Annotated in this window: 18 protein-coding genes; 14 read left to right on the forward strand and 4 right to left on the reverse strand. The window is 31.1% G+C overall.

Annotation, left to right across the window (positions count from 1 at the left end; genetic code table 11):
- Positions 1 to 78 precede the first annotated feature (78 nt).
- On the forward strand, positions 79 to 1218 hold the full coding sequence (locus B3I31_RS07700; protein ID WP_291059779.1) for a methionine aminotransferase: 1140 nt from the start codon (positions 79 to 81) through the stop codon (positions 1216 to 1218).
- 55 nt (positions 1219 to 1273) lie between these two features.
- Here B3I31_RS07700 and ychF read toward each other — a convergent pair whose 3' ends face one another.
- Together ychF and B3I31_RS07710 are read right to left on the reverse strand one after the other, a co-directional pair.
- On the reverse strand, positions 1274 to 2365 hold the full coding sequence (gene ychF / locus B3I31_RS07705; RefSeq protein ID WP_125348936.1) for a redox-regulated ATPase YchF: 1092 nt from the start codon (positions 2363 to 2365) through the stop codon (positions 1274 to 1276).
- 82 nt (positions 2366 to 2447) lie between these two features.
- On the reverse strand, positions 2448 to 2849 hold the full coding sequence (locus B3I31_RS07710) for a hypothetical protein (RefSeq protein ID WP_219034023.1): 402 nt from the start codon (positions 2847 to 2849) through the stop codon (positions 2448 to 2450).
- A gap of 62 nt (positions 2850 to 2911) precedes the next feature.
- Here B3I31_RS07710 and B3I31_RS07715 point away from each other — a divergent pair, with 62 nt between their 5' ends.
- Positions 2912 to 3424, forward strand: coding sequence for a thioredoxin family protein (locus tag B3I31_RS07715; RefSeq protein WP_291059780.1), 513 nt, complete (start codon positions 2912 to 2914; stop codon positions 3422 to 3424).
- A gap of 34 nt (positions 3425 to 3458) precedes the next feature.
- Here the strand turns inward: B3I31_RS07715 and B3I31_RS07720 are convergent, their stop codons facing one another.
- Positions 3459 to 4154, reverse strand: coding sequence for an ABC transporter ATP-binding protein (locus B3I31_RS07720; RefSeq protein ID WP_291059781.1), 696 nt, complete (start codon positions 4152 to 4154; stop codon positions 3459 to 3461).
- Between the two features lie 244 nt (positions 4155 to 4398).
- Here B3I31_RS07720 and B3I31_RS07725 point away from each other — a divergent pair, with 244 nt between their 5' ends.
- The 12 genes from B3I31_RS07725 (at position 4399) to B3I31_RS07780 (ending at position 15809) form a co-directional block, all read left to right on the forward strand.
- Complete coding sequence (locus tag B3I31_RS07725; RefSeq protein WP_291059782.1) at positions 4399 to 5220, forward strand: prephenate dehydratase; 822 nt, start codon at positions 4399 to 4401, stop codon at positions 5218 to 5220.
- Positions 5217 to 6359, forward strand: a complete 1143-nt coding sequence (locus tag B3I31_RS07730; RefSeq protein ID WP_291059783.1) for a pyridoxal phosphate-dependent aminotransferase — start codon at positions 5217 to 5219, stop codon at positions 6357 to 6359. Before B3I31_RS07725 ends, B3I31_RS07730 begins: the two co-directional genes overlap by 4 nt.
- Positions 6356 to 7204: a prephenate dehydrogenase gene (locus tag B3I31_RS07735; protein ID WP_286494950.1), complete on the forward strand. Its 849-nt coding sequence runs from the start codon at positions 6356 to 6358 to the stop codon at positions 7202 to 7204. The genes B3I31_RS07730 and B3I31_RS07735 overlap by 4 nt, the downstream gene beginning before the upstream one ends.
- A gap of 46 nt (positions 7205 to 7250) precedes the next feature.
- Complete coding sequence (locus B3I31_RS07740; RefSeq protein WP_115002148.1) at positions 7251 to 8330, forward strand: bifunctional 3-deoxy-7-phosphoheptulonate synthase/chorismate mutase type II; 1080 nt, start codon at positions 7251 to 7253, stop codon at positions 8328 to 8330.
- Positions 8331 to 8336: 6 nt separating this feature from the next.
- Complete coding sequence (gene rsgA / locus B3I31_RS07745) at positions 8337 to 9257, forward strand: ribosome small subunit-dependent GTPase A (RefSeq protein ID WP_291048011.1); 921 nt, start codon at positions 8337 to 8339, stop codon at positions 9255 to 9257.
- 103 nt (positions 9258 to 9360) lie between these two features.
- Positions 9361 to 9633, forward strand: a complete 273-nt coding sequence (locus B3I31_RS07750) for a hypothetical protein (protein ID WP_221854400.1) — start codon at positions 9361 to 9363, stop codon at positions 9631 to 9633.
- 134 nt (positions 9634 to 9767) lie between these two features.
- Positions 9768 to 10217 carry a D-aminoacyl-tRNA deacylase gene (gene dtd / locus B3I31_RS07755; RefSeq protein ID WP_115002146.1) on the forward strand — a complete coding sequence of 150 codons (450 nt, stop codon included), beginning with the start codon at positions 9768 to 9770 and terminating at the stop codon, positions 10215 to 10217.
- Positions 10218 to 10236: 19 nt separating this feature from the next.
- Positions 10237 to 12129, forward strand: coding sequence for a DUF3857 domain-containing protein (locus B3I31_RS07760; RefSeq protein WP_291059784.1), 1893 nt, complete (start codon positions 10237 to 10239; stop codon positions 12127 to 12129).
- Positions 12130 to 12136: 7 nt separating this feature from the next.
- Entirely contained in the window at positions 12137 to 12649 is a 513-nt protein-coding gene (locus B3I31_RS07765) for a hypothetical protein (RefSeq protein WP_291087857.1), read from the forward strand.
- Positions 12650 to 12698: 49 nt separating this feature from the next.
- Positions 12699 to 14159, forward strand: a complete 1461-nt coding sequence (locus B3I31_RS07770) for a transglutaminase-like domain-containing protein (RefSeq protein WP_291087860.1) — start codon at positions 12699 to 12701, stop codon at positions 14157 to 14159.
- 91 nt (positions 14160 to 14250) lie between these two features.
- Positions 14251 to 14577, forward strand: coding sequence for a nucleotide pyrophosphohydrolase (locus B3I31_RS07775; RefSeq protein ID WP_038333238.1), 327 nt, complete (start codon positions 14251 to 14253; stop codon positions 14575 to 14577).
- A gap of 2 nt (positions 14578 to 14579) precedes the next feature.
- Positions 14580 to 15809, forward strand: coding sequence for a 3-phosphoshikimate 1-carboxyvinyltransferase (locus B3I31_RS07780; RefSeq protein ID WP_286494955.1), 1230 nt, complete (start codon positions 14580 to 14582; stop codon positions 15807 to 15809).
- Positions 15810 to 15866: 57 nt separating this feature from the next.
- On the opposite strand, the gene B3I31_RS07785 is transcribed toward B3I31_RS07780, so the two are convergent.
- On the reverse strand, positions 15867 to 17699 hold the full coding sequence (locus B3I31_RS07785) for an ABC transporter ATP-binding protein (RefSeq protein ID WP_286494956.1): 1833 nt from the start codon (positions 17697 to 17699) through the stop codon (positions 15867 to 15869).
- Positions 17700 to 17709 lie beyond the last annotated feature (10 nt).

The raw sequence follows: 17709 nt of genomic DNA on the forward strand, positions 1-17709 counted from the left end.
CAAAAATAAGAAAAAAATTCCTAAAAATATTAAGGTTTATTGTTTTGATTTTGAGCAAAAACGACCTAATTTACCAATATGATAAAATCTAAACTACCCAATGTTTCAACAACCATTTTTTCGGTAATGAGTCAATTGGCAAATGAACATCAAGCCATTAATTTGGCGCAAGGTTTTCCTGACTTTAATGCAGATTCTGAATTAATTAGTCGTTTAAATTATTATTCTACACAAAATTACAATCAGTACGCGCCAATGACTGGCGTCGAAAAATTGCGTGTATTACTTTCAGAAAAATATTCTAATCTTTATCAATCTGATTACGATTTTCAGAATGAAATTAACATTACAAGCGGCGCAAGTCAAGCAATTTTTAATGTTATTTCTACATTAATTCATCCAAATGATGAAGTGATTATTTTTGAACCTGCTTACGATTTATATCAACCAACTATCGAATTATTTGGAGGAAAAATTGTTCCGATTCAATTAAAATATTCTGAATATTCAATCGATTTTGAAGAATTGAAGCTAAAAATCAATGATAAAACGAAATTAATTATCGTTAATAATCCGAACAATCCAACAGGAAAAATTTTATCCGAAAATGATTTAAAACAATTTGAACAAATCCTAAAAGATTCAAATTGTTATTTGCTTGCAGATGAAGTTTATGAGCACATTACATTTGATGGAAAATCGCATCAAAGTTTTGCAAAATTAAAATCAGTAAAAGACAAGATTTTCATCGTAGGTTCTTTCGGAAAATTATTTCACATAACTGGTTGGAAAATCGGTTATATTTTAGCCGAAAAAGAATTGATGAAAGAGTTTAGAAAATGTCACCAATTCAATACTTTTTCTACGCATACACCATCACAATATGCAATTGCAGATTATTTAGAAAAACCTGATCATTACTTGCATTTGAATGATTTTTTTCAACAAAAAAGAGATTTATTTGTTAAAGGTTTAGCTTCAACAAATTTTGAAGTTTTGCCTTGCGAAGGAACTTATTTTGTAAGTGCAAATTATGCTAAAATAAGTGATTTATCTGATGATGAGTTTGCAAAACAGTTAACCATCAAAAATAAAGTTGCGACGATACCAATTTCAGCATTTTACCATGATAAAACAGATAACAAAGTAATTCGATTTTGTTTTGCTAAAAAGGATGAAACACTTTTAATGGCTTTAGAAAATTTGAAAAGTTTGTAGAAAAATAAAAGCTCAATCTTTCGATTGAGCTTTTTATATAGATATAATTTAAATCTTAAACATTAAACAAGAAATGCATGATATCACCATCTTGTACGATGTACGCTTTTCCTTCTACGTTTAATTTTCCTGCTTCACGACATTTAGATTCTGATCCGTATGTAATAAAATCCTCAAATTTGATTACCTCTGCACGAATAAATCCTTTTTCGAAATCTGTATGAATAACTCCAGCCGCTTGTGGTCCTGTAGAACCTTTTTTGATTGTCCAGGCACGAACTTCTTTTACACCTGCTGTGAAATAAGTTTCTAAATCTAACAGTGTGTAAGCAGAACGAATCAAACGATTAACGCCTGGCTCTTCTAATCCTAATTCTTCTAAGAAAATTTGACGTTCATCAAACGTTTCTAATTCATTGATATCAGCTTCAATTTGTGCCGCTAAAATCAACACTTCAGCATGCTCATCTTTTACAGCTTCTTTTACTTTTTCTACCCACTCGTTTCCGTCTTTTGCAGCAGATTCGTCTACATTACATAAGTACAAAACTGGTTTAGAAGTAATTAATTGTAACGAATCTACAATTTCTTGCTCTTTTTCGTCCAAATCCATCTCACGAACATTTTTCAACTCTTCTAAATGAGCGATTACAGCTGTTAAAACTTCTACAACTTTTTGTTCGTCTTTATTTCCCGCTTTTGCTGCTTTTTTAGATTTATCGATACGTTTTGTAACTGTATCCAAATCTTTCAATTGCAACTCAATATCAATTGTTTCTTTATCACGCAATGGATTAATAGAACCATCAACATGTGTAATATTTTCGTTTTCGAAACAACGTAAAACGTGAATAATTGCATTACACTCGCGGATATTTCCTAAAAATTGATTTCCTAAACCTTCTCCCTTACTTGCTCCTTTTACTAAACCAGCAATATCTACAATTTCTACAACCGCAGGCACAACGCGCTCTGGATTTACAATTGCTTCTAACTGATTTAGACGAGTATCTGGTACAGAAACTGTTCCTACATTTGGTTCAATTGTACAGAAAGGATAATTCGCCGATTGCGCCTTTGCATTCGACAAACAGTTAAATAAAGTAGATTTACCAACATTAGGCAATCCAACAATTCCACATTTCATATATGTTGTCTCTTTTTTTAATGATTGAATATTAGAACGATGTTCTAATAATTTTGTGCAAAGATAATGATTTCCATTAAATTTATTTAACCGAAGAAACTCTGTTCAATTTTATATTTAATACATTTCCAGAATATGATTTCATTTCACCATAAAAACAATCGCAAGTCGCATTATAAGTTAAATCATAATAATTAGAAGTTTTATCAAGATTTATTTTTCTGAATTTGAGTTGAGGAAAATTAAACACAACAGAATCTGTCACATCTTTTTCATAACCATCTTGAAAATCAAATTCTATTTTTAATTTTGATTTATTTCTTGAAACATCCATAACCGCATCACTCTTTGTCAAAGGAACTTCTACCACTTTCGATTTATAATCCAAAAAATCTTGTTTCCATTTTCCTTCAATTGTTTTTATATTATTGGATGCGCAACTCACAAGAAATAGCAAAAAGATAAATCCTAAAAAATGTTTCATAAGTGTTAATTTTTTATTGAAAATACAATTATTTATTTACATTTACTTAAATACTTATTACAATGAAATTAAAAGCCTTAATCGTAAGTTTTATGATTGCTTTCGCAGGAATCGTAAACGCGCAAACAGCAACAGAAATATTAACAAAAGCTCAAAATCAAGCGAAGGTTGAAAATAAAAATGTCTTTTTAATTTTTCATGCTTCTTGGTGCGGATGGTGTAAAAAGATGGAAAAAAATATGGACGATCCAGCTGTGAAACCATATTTTGATGCGAATTATGTCAAAACATTTATTACCGTTCAAGAACGTGCAGAAAAGAAAAATTTAGAAACGCGAGGCGGAGATGCTGTCAATGAGAAATTAGGTGGAAAAAATCAAGGTTTACCTTTTTGGGTAATTTTAGATTCGAACGGAAAAGTTTTAGAAGATTCTCGCGTAAATGGAGAAAATCTTGGTGGTCCAGCTTCTGAAGAAGAAGTAAATCATTTGATTACAAAACTTGAAAAAACATCGAAAAACGACAAAGTTGATCCGGAAAAAATCAAAGAAGTTTTTATCTTGAAAAAGAAATAATTCATAAAAAAATCCGCTCAATGAGCGGATTTTTTTATTGCGTTAAAACATGAAAAGCTTCTTCCAAGTTTTTATATTGTCCTTTAAACTCTTCTATCGGTTGATCTGCCACAATTTTTCCTTTATTCAATAGGATTACACGCGAACAAAGCGCTTCTACTTCTTGCATAATATGTGTAGAAAGAATCACTGTTTTTTCCTTTCCAATCTCTTTAATTACTTCTCTAATTTCAATAATCTGATTTGGATCCAAACCATTTGTAGGTTCATCTAAAATCAAAATTTCTGGGCTCGAGATAATCGCTTGCGCCAATCCAACACGTTGTTTATATCCTTTTGATAATTGATGAATTTTCTTATGTTTTTCTGGTAATAAACCTACTTTTTCGATGACTTCATCAATTTTTGATTTAGGCACATTTCGAATATTTGTGACAAATTCCAAATACTCTTTTACATACATATCCATGTACAATGGATTATTTTCTTGCAAAAATCCAATCAACTTTTTCGATTCAATTGGCTGCGTCGAAACATTAAAATCATTCACAGAAATTTCACCAGAATCTGCATTTATTGCATTGGTAATGCTTTTCATCAATGTCGATTTTCCTGCTCCATTTGGTCCAAGTAAGCCAACAACTTCGCCATTATTGATAGAAAAGGAAACTTTGTCTAAAGCCACCTGTTCACCGTATTTTTTTACTAAATCTGTAATGATTATTCCCATTTGATGAAAAATTTTCGATAAAATTAGCAAAAAAGATTTGGATAACTGAAAAATTATTTTTTAGATTTGTAGAACAATTAGAAAAACGAAATGGCAACATTCAATTATTTTAACGCATTCTTTTTTTACTTTTTTGGATATTATCCAGGAGAGCAGGGACTGCGTTGTCAAAATTGATTGTTAACATTCATAATAAGATAATATAAAGTCCCGCAATTTGTGGGACTTTTTTTTGTGGAAAAAAATGAAAGAAAGAGTTGCAATACAAGGTTACATTGGTTCATATCATCACGAAGCAGCTAATAATTATTTAGGAAATGACATCGAAATTGTAGAATGCGACACATTCAAAACTTTAGCAAAGTCACTTGCAAAGGGAAAAGTTGACAAAGCAATCATGGCAATTGAAAACACAATTGCTGGAGCAATTTTACCAAACTATGCGTTACTAACGAAATACAATTTGAAAGTTGTTGGAGAAATTTATTTATCAATCCAACATCAATTGATGGTCAAAAAAGGACAAACTTTAGACGATGTAAAAGAAGTTCGTTCGCACCAAATGGCATTGTTACAATGTGATAAGTTCCTTGAAAAACATCCAACATGGCGAGTTGTAAATGATATCGACACCGCATTAACAGCCAAAGATATTGTAGAACAAGATTTGAATGATGTTGCAGCAATTGCGTCGAGAAAAGCGGCAGAAGTTTATGGATTAGACATTTTAGCTTCGAGTATTCAGACGTTTCAAGATAATTTTACTCGATTTTTTGTATTGCAACGCGAGCATAACGATTACGAAAATTTCAACAAAGTTTCGATGCGTTTTTCTGTTCCACACCAGTCTGGTGCTTTGGTTGATGTGTTAAATCAAATTGCAGAATGTGGAATAAATATGGACAAAATACAATCTGTTCCGATTATTGAAAAACCTTGGGAATACTCTTTCCACATTGATATTACGTTCGAGCAAAAAGAACAATACTATGAATTGCTTGGAAAAATTGCACGAAAATTAACTGATTTAGAAATATTAGGCGAATATAATCTGGGAAAAAAATGATAGCAGAAGCCCAACGATTACAAAGTGTTCAAGAATATTATTTCTCGAAAAAATTACAAGAAATAGCGAACATGAAAACCGACATTCCAATCATTTCATTAGGAATTGGAAGTCCAGATTTACAACCTCATCCAGATGTGATCGAGGAATTAATCAAAAGCTCACAAAGCGGAATCAATGGTTATCAAAGTTATCGTGGAATTCCAGAGATGCGCGAAGCAATGGCAAGTTTTTATAAAAATATGTTTGATGTAGACGCCAATCCTTCAACAGAAATTTTACCATTAATGGGTTCTAAAGAAGGAATTATGCACATTTCGATGGCTTTTTTGAATGAAGGTGATAAAGTTTTGATTCCAAATCCAGGTTATCCAACCTATTCATCGGTTACAGAATTAGTGCAAGCAGAACCTTTATTCTACGATTTGAAAAATGAAAATGATTGGCTTCCAGATTTTGATCAGTTAGAAAAATTAGCCGAGCAAAAACCAAAAATTATGTGGCTCAATTATCCACATATGCCAACCGGAGCCAAAGCCCCAAAAGACGTTCTTAGAAAATTAGTAGAGTTTGCAACTCGTCACAATATCTTAATCGTAAATGATAATCCGTATAGTTTTATTTTGAACGATGAACCGACAAGCATCTTAGGAATTGAAGGTGCAAAAGATGTTTGTATCGAACTGAATTCATTAAGCAAAACCTTTAACATTGCAGGTTGGCGAGTAGGAATGGTGATTGGAAAAGAAAGTTTTATTAATTCTATTCTAAAAGTAAAGTCAAATATGGATTCGGGAATGAATTTTGCGATACAAAAAGCCGCGACAAAAGCTCTTTTAGTTGATGATTCTTGGTACGATGAATTAACAAAAATTTACGCAGAAAGACGAAGAATCATTTGGGAAATCGCTGATATTTTAAATGTAAAATATAATCCCAATGCAGCAGGAATGTTTATTTGGGCGAAGCTTCCAGAAGGAAAAGATGATAAAAAATTTATTGATGAAATTTTATACAATAAAAAAGTATTTATTACACCAGGAAGTATTTTCGGAAGCAATGGTGAAGGATTTATAAGATTTTCACTTTGCGCACCTGTCGAGAAGTTGATTGAAGTAAAGAGAAGATTAGAAGCATGAAAATAATTTCAGTAATCGGTTTAGGATTAATCGGAGGTTCTTTTGCTTTAGCATTAAAAAAAGTTGGTGTTGCCGAAAAAATAATCGGTGTTGATCAAAATATTGAACATCAAATTCAAGCTTTAGAATTAGGAATTGTGGATGAAATCGCTCCTTTGAATGAAGCACTTTCTCAATCAGATTTAGTAGTGATTGCGGTTCCAATTAATTCAATTCAAAAAGTTTTACCAGAGATTTTAGATCAAATTAATGATAAAACGATTGTAATGGACATGGGATCAACAAAAGCTGGAATTTGTAAAAAAGTTTTAAGTCATCCCAAAAGAAAACAATTTGTTGCCACACACCCAATCGCAGGAACGGAAAATTCTGGACCAAAAGCTGCTTTTCCTGAGTTGTTTTTAAACAAAGTTGCGATTTTGTGTGATATTGAAGAAAGCGAAAAAGAAGCAGTAAAAAAAGTAAGAAAAATTTATCAATCGCTCTGGATGAATGTTAAAACAATGACTTCGGAAGCGCATGATGCGCACATTGCGTACGTTTCTCATCTTTCGCACATTACATCTTTCGCTTTAGGACAAACAGTTTTGGAAGAAGAAAAGAATGAAGATGCAATTTTTGACATGGCTGGATCTGGTTTCGAATCTACGGTTCGTTTAGCAAAAAGTTCACCAGATATGTGGACACCAATTTTGATTCAGAATCGAGAAAATTTACTCAATGCTATTGATGCTTATCAAACTCAAATTTCTAAAATCAGAAAAATGATCGAAGAAAAAGACGCCGAAGATATTCATCAATATTTAAAAAACACAAACGACATACGTCGAATATTAAATAAATAATTACTCTCAAATAAAATAAATATTAAATCTTAAATTTGTAAATGTTATGGAAAACAATAACTGGATAAAAGAATACGATAAACCAATGATCATCGCTGGACCTTGTAGTGCAGAAAGTGAAAAACAAATGATGACAATCGCTGAAGATTTGGACAAAGATTATGTGCAAGTTTTCCGTGCGGGAATTTGGAAGCCTCGTACTAAACCAAATTGTTTCGAAGGAGTTGGTGCAATCGGATTAAACTGGTTGAAAAAAGTAAAAGACGAATTCGGAATGAAAATCGCAACTGAAATCGCCAATGCAAATCACGCAAAATTAGCGTTAGAATATGATGTTGACGTTTTATGGATTGGTGCTCGTTCTACGGTAAACCCTTTTACAGTACAAGAAATTGCTGAAGCTTTACGTGATACAGACAAAACAGTTTTGGTTAAAAATCCTGTAAATCCAGATTTAGATTTATGGATTGGTGCTTTGGAGCGTTTAGAAGGTCAAGGAATCAAAAACTTAGGTGCTATTCACCGTGGTTTTTCAACGTACAAAAAGACAAAATACCGTAACAATCCACAATGGCAAATTGCATTAGATTTCAAAAACAAATTACCAAACGTGCCAATTATTTGTGACCCATCACACATTTGCGGAAACAGAACAGGATTATTTGATGTTGCACAGCAAGCTTTCAACTTTGAATACAATGGATTGATGATCGAAACACACAATAATCCTGATGAAGCTTGGTCTGATGCAGCTCAACAAGTAACACCAGCTCGTTTATTAGAAATCTTAAAAGATTTAGAAATTCGTGTTTCTGATGATCCAGATGCAATTTACAAAACTGGAATTCAGAATTTACGTCATCAAATTGATGAATTAGATAACTCTATTTTAGATGCAATTGCTCAACGTATGAAAGTTGCAAACTCTATCGGAGAATTGAAAAAAGAACATAATGTGGCAGTTTTTCAGCCAGATCGTTGGAAACAAATCAAAGATAATTCTGTAAAAGCAGGAGTTTCTTTAGGTTTATCTGAAGATTTTGTTGACAAATTATTGCAAGCAATTCACCAAGAATCTGTTGCGCAACAAAACCAAATTATGGTAAAAAAAGAAGAAAAAATTTAAACAATATTGAAAGGAATTGTCATAAAATCTACTGGTAGTTGGTATCATCTTTTAACCGAAGATGGTGCAACCTATCAGGCAAGAATTAGGGGAAAATTTAGAATAGCCAATATCAAACATACCAATCCAATTGCTGTTGGAGATGAGGTTGAGTTTGAGATTGACAAAGATGATATTGCAGTCATTACAAAAATTCATGATCGCAAAAATTACATCATACGAAAATCTGTTAATCTATCCAAAAAAACGCATATTATTGCCTCTAACATTGATGTTGCTTTTTTGGTTGTAACGCTTTCTAATCCCAAAACTTCGTTTGGTTTTATTGACCGTTTTTTGATTACTGCCGAAGCTTATCATATTCCTGTTGTAATTTTATTCAACAAAATGGATTCATACACGGAAGATGAAATGGCTGAGTTAGAAATTTATAAATCAATTTACAATTCTATCGGTTACGAAAGTCTTGATATTTCTGCTGAAACTGGTCTAAATTTAGATCTTGTAAAAAATCGAATGAAAGATAAAGTGAGTTTGGTTTCGGGACATTCTGGCGTTGGAAAATCAACGTTGTTGAATACTTTAAACCCTGATTTGAACCTAAAAACGCACGAAGTTTCTGATTTTAATAGCAAAGGACAACATACCACAACTTTTGCACAGATGTACGAATGGCCTTTTGGAGGTTTCATTATCGATACGCCTGGAATTAAGGAATTTGGTTTGGTTCATATCGACAAAACCGAATTACAAGGTTATTTTCCTGAAATTTTAGAACTGAAACACAATTGTAAATTTGATAATTGTATTCACGTTAACGAGCCAAAATGTGCTGTACGTTATGCAGTAGAAATTGGTGAAATCGCAGTTTCTCGCTACGAAAATTATCTCACTTTTTTAGAAGAAGATATTTATACCGAAAAATAATAAAAAAGCCGTTTCTTATGAAATGGCTTTTTTATTTTCTCAAATTACGGTTTCACGTAAAAATAATTCAATTTCTCATTTTATTTTTGTTAAAATTAATTGAATGAGCAATTTATCCGTAAAAATCGCTTTAGATTTTGAGGAATGTACAAAGGAACAAAAAGAAAGATTTTTATTGCATTTAGAAGATTTAAATTGGAAACCATTAAATCCAAATAAATTGTGGATTGCTGAATTTGATAATTCTGAAAATAAAGAAAACAGAATAAAAAATATAGAACAAGAAATCATCAATGCAAAAAAAATGTCAAAGCTCTATGAGTTATATTATGCGATAATTGCAGATGAGGAAATCTATTTTAACCAACTAACTTAAACCTATAGCGATTGCTTTCTAAACTTAAATTACAACAAACGTTATAACACATTTAAAAGATGAGTTGTAACGTTTTTTTATTTGTTAATAATTTCTTAAATTCAAATCGATTTTAAATCAATAAAACTAGAATTATGCGAGTGATTTTACAGCGTGTGCAACATGCTTCTGTAATGGTAGATGGAGAAATAACAGGAAAAATTGAAAGCGGAATTTTGGCCTTGGTTGGTTTTGAACCTGATGATACGAAGGAAGATTTTGAATGGATTTCGAAAAAAATAATTAAACTCCGAATTTTCAATGATGAAAATGATGTGATGAATTTGGATGTACAGCAAACAAATGGAGATATTTTGGTTGTGTCTCAATTTACGTTGCATGCGTCTACGAAAAAAGGAAATCGTCCGTCATATATCAAAGCGTCAAAACCGGACATAGCAAACGTACAATATGAAACATTTTTGAACGTTTTAGAATCAAATTTCAAACCTGTACAAAGAGGAATTTTTGGTGCAGATATGAAAGTCGAATTGTTGAATGATGGTCCTGTAACCATTTTTATCGATTCAAAAAATAAAGAATAACTTGATTAATAGATATTGAATGAAACAAACTCTACTTTTTTTAACTTTTTTGATTAGTTCATTTTCTTTTGCGCAAAACTATGCAGTTGATCAGATTCCAGACGATTTGATAAAAGATGCTTATGCTGTTGTGCGCAAAAACGAAGAAAAAATAGAACTTCTCAAAGTTGATGAACTAAAATATACGGAAGACGTTGTCGTAACAGTTTTGACTAAAGCAGGCGATAATTATGTTGGTGCGCAAGCGAATTATGATGCAAATACGAAAATTGACTTATTCGAGGCAACTTTGTATGATGCAAATGGAAAAGAAATTAAAAAATTCAAGACCAAAGATTTTGGTGACCAAAGTTATGTAACAGGTGGACAAATGTACACGGATGATCGCATCAAATATTTAAATTATACTCCAACAAATTATCCTTACACGATAAATTATAAAATTGTTACAACGAACAAAAATACACTTTGGATTCCGCGTTGGTCACCTATACGAGCAGCAAATTTATCAATCGAAAAATCGTCTTATCAATTTGTCAATAAAACATCTTCAACCATTCGATTGAAAGAAGATAATTTTAAAGGTTTTGACATTGCAAAAACAGGAAATAACAATAATTTGAGCTATTCATTAAACAATGTTTTGGCATTTAATGAAGAAGATCAAATGGTTGGAAGTCAAAAAATATTTCCTCGCGCTATTTTAGCTTCAAATCAAATCAATATCGATGGTGTTAAAGGAAATTTTGACAATTGGAATGATTACGGAAAATGGACTTTTGATAATTTAATTCGTACAAAATTAGATTTTACTCCAGCTCAAAAATCTGTTTTTCAAAATATGGTAAAAGAAGCAAAGTCGGATGAAGAAAAAGTTCAGATTTTGTACAAACATTTGCAAAATAAAGTTCGATATATTGGTGTACAACTGGGAATTGGAGGACTTTCGCCTTTTCCGAATTCTTATGTTGAGAGCAAAAGTTATGGCGATTGCAAAGCCTTATCTAATTATATGATTGGAATGTTAGATGCAGTGAATATCAAATCGTATCACACCATATTATTTGCTGGAAATCCAATTGATATTGATGAGCAAATGATGTATCAACAAGGAAATCACATGATTGTTTATATACCTCTAAATGGAAAAGATATTTGGTTAGAAGCAACAAGTCAAACAGCTCCTTATAATTATTTAGGTGATTTTGCAGGAAATAGAAAAGTATTAATTGTTGATGAAAAAGGCGGAAAAATTATTCCTTCACAACAATTCAAAACAGAAGATAATCAATTATTCGTGAATGGAAATGCAACACTTTTAGCAGATGGGACATTAAATTTTGATTTTTCTGAAACTTCCAAAGGTTTGATTTATGAGAATTTTGCAAGATTTAATCAATTAAGCGAGAAAGAACTTGATGTTCGTTTAAAAAATCGATTTTCTTACTTACAAGGAATATCATTCAAAAAGAAAGAATTTAATAATGATTGGAAAAATGCTGTTTTCACTTCAAATTTCGAGTTTTCAGCACCAAATTATGCTAAAATTCAAGGAAATAACATCATTCTGAATATTATTCCAGTGAATAAAGAAGAGACTTCTGTCAAAAAAATGAAAGATAGAAAGTTTGATTTCAACATCGAGACAGGATATGTTGACGAAGTTTCGTATACATTGACACTTCCTTCTGGTTATAAATTACCACAAAAATTTGATGCTATAATTGTGAAATCAGCTTTTGGTGAATATCAATTAGAAATCAATCCAAAAGAAAATAATGCATTCGAAATAAAACGTATTTACAAACAATTTTCAGGAACTTTCTCAAAAGAAAAATACAACGAATATGTAGAATTTAGAAGACAAATTTCGGGTTACGATAACACAAAACTACTTTTAGAAAAATTATAACACTAATATGAAAACAATATTTACGATTGTTGCGACAGTTGCAACCGTTTCGAGTTTTGCTCAAGATGTAAAATTTGGAAAACTATCTAAACAAGATTTCGAGAAAACAAAAAGTACAATTCAAGCTGACGCTCCTGCAGAAGTTTTATATGCTGACGGAAATTATAAAGTTAGTTTTAATACCAATCAAGGCGGTGTTGAGCAAACAAAGAAAGTTTTTTATAGAGTAATTGTTTTTGATAAGGATAAAACACCTGATGATGTTTTAAAAATAGAAATTCCTCATTACAAAAGCTCAGGATCAGATCAAGATAAATTGATTACTTTAAAAGCGGTTACCTATAACCTTGAAAATGGAAAAATTATTGAACAAAAAGTTGAGAAAAAAGATATTTTCTTAGATAAAGTCCATCGTTTTATGGATAAACAAACGTTTACATTTCCAATTTCCAAATGTAAAAAATGGATCAATCTTAGAATATACATACGAAATTATTTCCCCTTTCTATGGAAATACTGATACGTGGTATTTTCAACAATCGATTCCTGTAGTTACGAGTAATTTCACGATGCAAAATCAAGAATATTTTAATTATCAACAAGATTTAAGAGGTGAATTTGCTCCTAAATTAACAAAAAATTCCAAAGAAGATACTTTTTCAACTACTTCTTTTGGAAACAGAGGTGTTACATCTTTTGGTGGAGATATGGGAAATCAAGGCGCGACATCAAGTAATCATAAATTAAAGATTGATACACAAACTTATTCATTAGTTAATTTACCTTCTTATTCTCGCGAAGCTTATGTGCTTAATCCGAGAAATATGTTAGCAAGTATTCAGTTTGAGTTAGCTTCTTTTGTGGTTCCCGGAAGAACCTCAGAAAATTTTTCTACAACTTGGGAACGTATTGGAAAAGATTTGATGGATCACGAAGAATTTGGTCGACAATTAAATGGAAATAACTTTTTAGATGAAACAGTAAACGCTACAATTGTTGGAAAATCTACAAATATTGAAAAAGCTCAAGCAATTTACAATTATGTAAAAAACAACATGGCTTGGAATGATTATTTAGGTCAATATACAGATAAAGGAATTCGAAAAGCATTTAACGAAAAATCTGGAAATTCAGCGGATATCAATCTTATGTTAACAGCTATGTTGCGTAAAGCTGGATTAGACGCAAATCCAATTGTTTTGAGTACGTTGCAAAATGGTTTAATCAATTATTCGTTTCCTTCACGTAGCAAATTGAATTATGTAATTGTTGGAGCAACAATAGATAATGAATTTTATTTAATGGATGCAACTGATAAAAATGCTCAAATTAATTTATTACCAATTCGAGCAATCAACGATCGTGGATTTATGGTAAATGAAAAAGGAATAAAAGAAGTTCCTCTTCGTAATTCGGTTATGACCAATGATAAAATATCAATTACGGCAGATTTAAAAGCTGATGGAAATTTGAAAGGTTTATTTTCTAATGTTCGTGATAATTATTTTTATATGTTTGATAAAAGTGAAATCGCAGATGATCCAAAAGCGTTTGAAAAAGAATTTGTAGAAGATTACAATTTTGAAATTTCAGAATTTAAAACACAAGATAATAAACAAAATGTAATTCGTCATCAATTCAAATTTGATGATGTAAAAGTAGATGTGGCTGGAAATAAAATATTATTCAATCCATTTTTATTTGTTGCGAATACAAAACATAATTTAAATCTAGATCAACGTAATTACAATATTGAGTTTGGTGCACCAACTACGAATACAAATACAGTTAAAATTAAAATTCCAGAAGGTTACAAAGTCGAATCTTTACCAACTGAAAAGCAATTTACAATGCCTGATCAAGCTGGTGGATATGCATATAAAGTAATTGAAAAAGATGGTTTTATTATCGCTCAAGCCCAAAAAGTTATTCCATACAGTATTTTACCTGCACAATACTATAAACCATTGAAAGAATTTTTAACAAATATCATTAATGCAGAAAGTCAGCAAGTGATTTTGGTAAAATAATAAAAAATATTCTAAACATCGAATAAAGCCAACTCCAAATACGAGTTGGCTTTTTATTTTTGTACCTTTAACTTTTAAAATTTAAAATAAGATGAGCCTTAAACAAGCACAAACAGACGTTGATAATTGGATAAAAGAACATGGTGTTCGTTATTTTAACGAATTAACAAATATGGCACAATTAACTGAAGAGGTAGGAGAAGTTGCACGTATTATTGCACGTCGTTACGGTGAACAATCGGAGAAAGAATCTGATAAAAACAAAGATCTTGGCGAAGAATTGGCAGATGTTATTTTTGTAGCGCTTTGTTTGGCAAATCAAACAGGTGTTGATTTAGAATCAGCTTTTTACAAAAAATTAGATTATAAAACAAAACGTGACCACGATCGTCATCAAAATAATGATAAATTAAAATAAATATGATTGAAATTTCTGCTCTAAAATCTCCTATAAACAATCAATTAGCCATCACAGGTTCTAAAAGCGAAAGCAATCGTTTGTTGTTATTAAGTCAATTATTTGAGAATGTTTTGACATTAGAAAATGTTTCAAATTCAGAAGATTCTCAATTAATGCAAAAAGCGTTAGCGAACAAAACTGATTTAGTTGATATTCACCACGCGGGAACTGCCATGCGATTTTTAACGGCTTATTTTTCTATTCAAGATGGACGAAAAATAACGTTGACAGGTTCTGAAAGAATGAAACAACGTCCAATAAAAGTTTTAGTTGACTCCTTGAATGAGTTGGGTGCAGAAATTTCGTATCAAGAAAACGAAGGTTATCCGCCTTTATCGATTGTTGGAAAAAAAATAACGAAAGATTCTATTACAATCCCTTCTAACATTAGTTCTCAATATATCTCGGCTTTATGTTTGATCGGAACGAAATTAGAAAATGGATTAACGATAAAGTTGGATGGAAAAATTATTTCTGTTCCTTATATTCAAATGACAATTCAATTATTGAATAAAGTTGGAATTAATGCAATTTTCGAAGGAAATACAATCAAAATTCCTTTTACTGAAAACATCAAAGCTCAAACATTACAAGTAGAATCTGATTGGAGTTCAGCTTCATATTATTATAGTTTGATTGCTTTATCGCAGAATTCTGAAATTAAAATCTCAACTTATTTCGAAGATTCTTTACAAGGAGATTCAGCTTTAAAACATATTTATGCAGAAAATTTTGGTGTAATTTCAACTTTTGAAAATGGAGTTTTAACATTAAAAAATGAAGATAATTTCATACCAAAATCTATCATCGAATTAAATTTAATCAATACTCCAGATATTGCACAGACGATTTCTGCAACTTGTGTGGGATTGAAAACAAAATGTCATTTAACTGGTTTAGAAACACTAAAAATCAAGGAAACAGACCGTTTAGTCGCACTTAAAAATGAGTTGGAAAAATTTGGAGCAATTATAACAATTACAAACGATTCATTAACGATAGAAGGTTATAATAATTTTGAAAAAACGCCAACTTTAGCAACATATAACGACCACAGAATGGCAATGTGTATGGCGCCTTTAGCACAAATTTACCCAATTCGAATTGAGAATGAAATGGTCGTAGAAAAATCTTACCCAACATTTTGGGAAGACTGGAAACAATTAGGTTTTGAAATTAAATCGATTTAAAATATAACAAAAAAATCCGCTTAATAAGCGGATTTTTTTAGTTTGTATATACTTCATTTATTCAAAATTCTGCATATTTACCAAATTGGCATAAACGCCTTTTTTCTCAATAAGTGAATGATGATTTCCTTGTTCAATAATTTTACCTGCTTCCATTACTACAATTTTATCCGCATTCTGAATTGTTGATAAACGGTGCGCAATAACCAAAGAAGTACGATTTTGCATCATATTATTCAAGGCAACTTGTACCAATTTTTCAGATTTCGTATCCAAAGCAGAAGTCGCTTCATCCAAAACCATAATCGGTGGATTTTTATAAACCGCACGCGCAATACTTAAACGTTGTTTTTGTCCACCAGAAAGCTTGCTACCTCCCTCTCCTACTGACTCTTGATACTTTTCTGGCATTTTTACAATAAACTCTTCCGCATTTGCAATTTGCGCAGCATATTCTACTTTTTCCAAATTTGGACATTTATCACCTAATGAAATATTATTAAAAATTGTATCATTAAACAAAATAGAATCTTGCGTAACCAAACCAAATAACAAGCGATAATCATTTAATTTTATATGTTTAATATCAATTCCATCAATCAAAATTTGACCTGATTTCACATCCCAAAAACGAGTAATTAAATTCGCCAAAGTCGATTTTCCAGAACCAGATTGCCCAACAAAAGCAACGGTTTCTCCTTTGTTAATTGTTAAATTAAAATTCTCAATTACATTATGTTTACCATAAGCAAATGTCACATTTCTAAACTCAATTTTATCTTCAAAAGCTTCAATTCCTTTTGCATCTGGAACATCTTTTATCGAAACATCAGCATCCAAAACCTCAAAAATTCTCTTTGCAGAAACCTCTCCTTTTTGTACATCTGATAATGCTTTCGAAAAGCGTTTAATCGGATCTAATAATGTATAAAATGTTGCGATATAAAAAATAAATTGTGATCCTGTTAAACCATTTCCTTCTAACGATAATTTACCACCAAAAAAAACAATTAATCCAATTGTAACAGCACCTAAAAATTCACTTGTTGGTGAAGCCAAAGCACGTTTTTTCATTACTTTTTGAAGATATTTTCGATAACGATTAATCGATTCATCAAAACGACCTTTTACTTGATCTTCTGCGTTAAAAATTTTGATAATCTTAAGCGAAGAAAGTGTTTCGTCTACATAAGTAATAATGTTAGATAATTCGTCTTGCGCATGAGCAGCAGCTTTTTTCAGACTTTTTCCAATCAACGAAATAATTGTTCCCATAATCGGAAAAACCAAAATAGCGAAAATTGTTAATTGATAGCTAACTGTAAATAATACTACAACGAAAAAGATAATCATAATTGGTGAACGTATGATTTCTACGACTGAATTTAAAATATTAGATTCAACCTCATTTACATCACTAGAAATACGATTTAACATATCTCCTTTTCGTTTTTCAGTAAAATAAGCAACTGGCAAATCAATAATTTTGTTATGAATATCAACACGTAAATCACGTGTCACACCCGAACGTAAATCTACCAAACAAGTTTCTGAAAGAAAACTGAAAATATTTCGAAATAAAAATGCAATAATAAATATCACACACGAAATCGCTAACACATAAACTGGTCCTTGAGTTTGAGAAAGCTCATTCATATAATAAGCTGAATAATCTGAAAAAAATTGTTTCAGATTACCCAAATCACCAGAATAAATAGGTTTTGCGATAACTCCAGTTGTTTTTTCACCAAACAAAACACTCAAAATTGGCATCATAAAAGCCAATGCAATTACATTGAAAAGTGCATAGAGTAAATTGAATATAATCGCTGTAACAAACGAAGTTCTATATGGTTTTGCGTATGAGAACGCTCTTTTAATTAAACTCATTGATGTATTT

The sequence above is a fragment of the Empedobacter sp. UBA3475 genome (assembly GCF_002378465.1).
GTDB classification, from domain to species: domain Bacteria; phylum Bacteroidota; class Bacteroidia; order Flavobacteriales; family Weeksellaceae; genus Empedobacter; species Empedobacter falsenii_B.

What these genes read in the sequence shown, in the direction of transcription:
- B3I31_RS07780 (WP_286494955.1), top strand. Translation starts at nt 14,580, where the DNA reads ATGATTGAAATTTCTGCTCTAAAATCTCCTATAAACAATCAATTAGCC.
- B3I31_RS07720 (WP_291059781.1), bottom strand. Translation starts at nt 4,154, where the DNA reads ATGGGAATAATCATTACAGATTTAGTAAAAAAATACGGTGAACAGGTG.
- B3I31_RS07785 (WP_286494956.1), bottom strand. Translation starts at nt 17,699, where the DNA reads ATGAGTTTAATTAAAAGAGCGTTCTCATACGCAAAACCATATAGAACT.
- dtd (WP_115002146.1), top strand. Translation starts at nt 9,768, where the DNA reads ATGCGAGTGATTTTACAGCGTGTGCAACATGCTTCTGTAATGGTAGAT.
- B3I31_RS07730 (WP_291059783.1), top strand. Translation starts at nt 5,217, where the DNA reads ATGATAGCAGAAGCCCAACGATTACAAAGTGTTCAAGAATATTATTTC.
- B3I31_RS07710 (WP_219034023.1), bottom strand. Translation starts at nt 2,849, where the DNA reads ATGAAACATTTTTTAGGATTTATCTTTTTGCTATTTCTTGTGAGTTGC.
- B3I31_RS07750 (WP_221854400.1), top strand. Translation starts at nt 9,361, where the DNA reads ATGAGCAATTTATCCGTAAAAATCGCTTTAGATTTTGAGGAATGTACA.
- B3I31_RS07725 (WP_291059782.1), top strand. Translation starts at nt 4,399, where the DNA reads ATGAAAGAAAGAGTTGCAATACAAGGTTACATTGGTTCATATCATCAC.
- B3I31_RS07735 (WP_286494950.1), top strand. Translation starts at nt 6,356, where the DNA reads ATGAAAATAATTTCAGTAATCGGTTTAGGATTAATCGGAGGTTCTTTT.
- B3I31_RS07770 (WP_291087860.1), top strand. Translation starts at nt 12,699, where the DNA reads ATGCAAAATCAAGAATATTTTAATTATCAACAAGATTTAAGAGGTGAA.
- B3I31_RS07740 (WP_115002148.1), top strand. Translation starts at nt 7,251, where the DNA reads ATGGAAAACAATAACTGGATAAAAGAATACGATAAACCAATGATCATC.
- B3I31_RS07765 (WP_291087857.1), top strand. Translation starts at nt 12,137, where the DNA reads ATGAAAACAATATTTACGATTGTTGCGACAGTTGCAACCGTTTCGAGT.
- B3I31_RS07775 (WP_038333238.1), top strand. Translation starts at nt 14,251, where the DNA reads ATGAGCCTTAAACAAGCACAAACAGACGTTGATAATTGGATAAAAGAA.
- ychF (WP_125348936.1), bottom strand. Translation starts at nt 2,365, where the DNA reads ATGAAATGTGGAATTGTTGGATTGCCTAATGTTGGTAAATCTACTTTA.
- B3I31_RS07760 (WP_291059784.1), top strand. Translation starts at nt 10,237, where the DNA reads ATGAAACAAACTCTACTTTTTTTAACTTTTTTGATTAGTTCATTTTCT.
- B3I31_RS07700 (WP_291059779.1), top strand. Translation starts at nt 79, where the DNA reads ATGATAAAATCTAAACTACCCAATGTTTCAACAACCATTTTTTCGGTA.
- B3I31_RS07715 (WP_291059780.1), top strand. Translation starts at nt 2,912, where the DNA reads ATGAAATTAAAAGCCTTAATCGTAAGTTTTATGATTGCTTTCGCAGGA.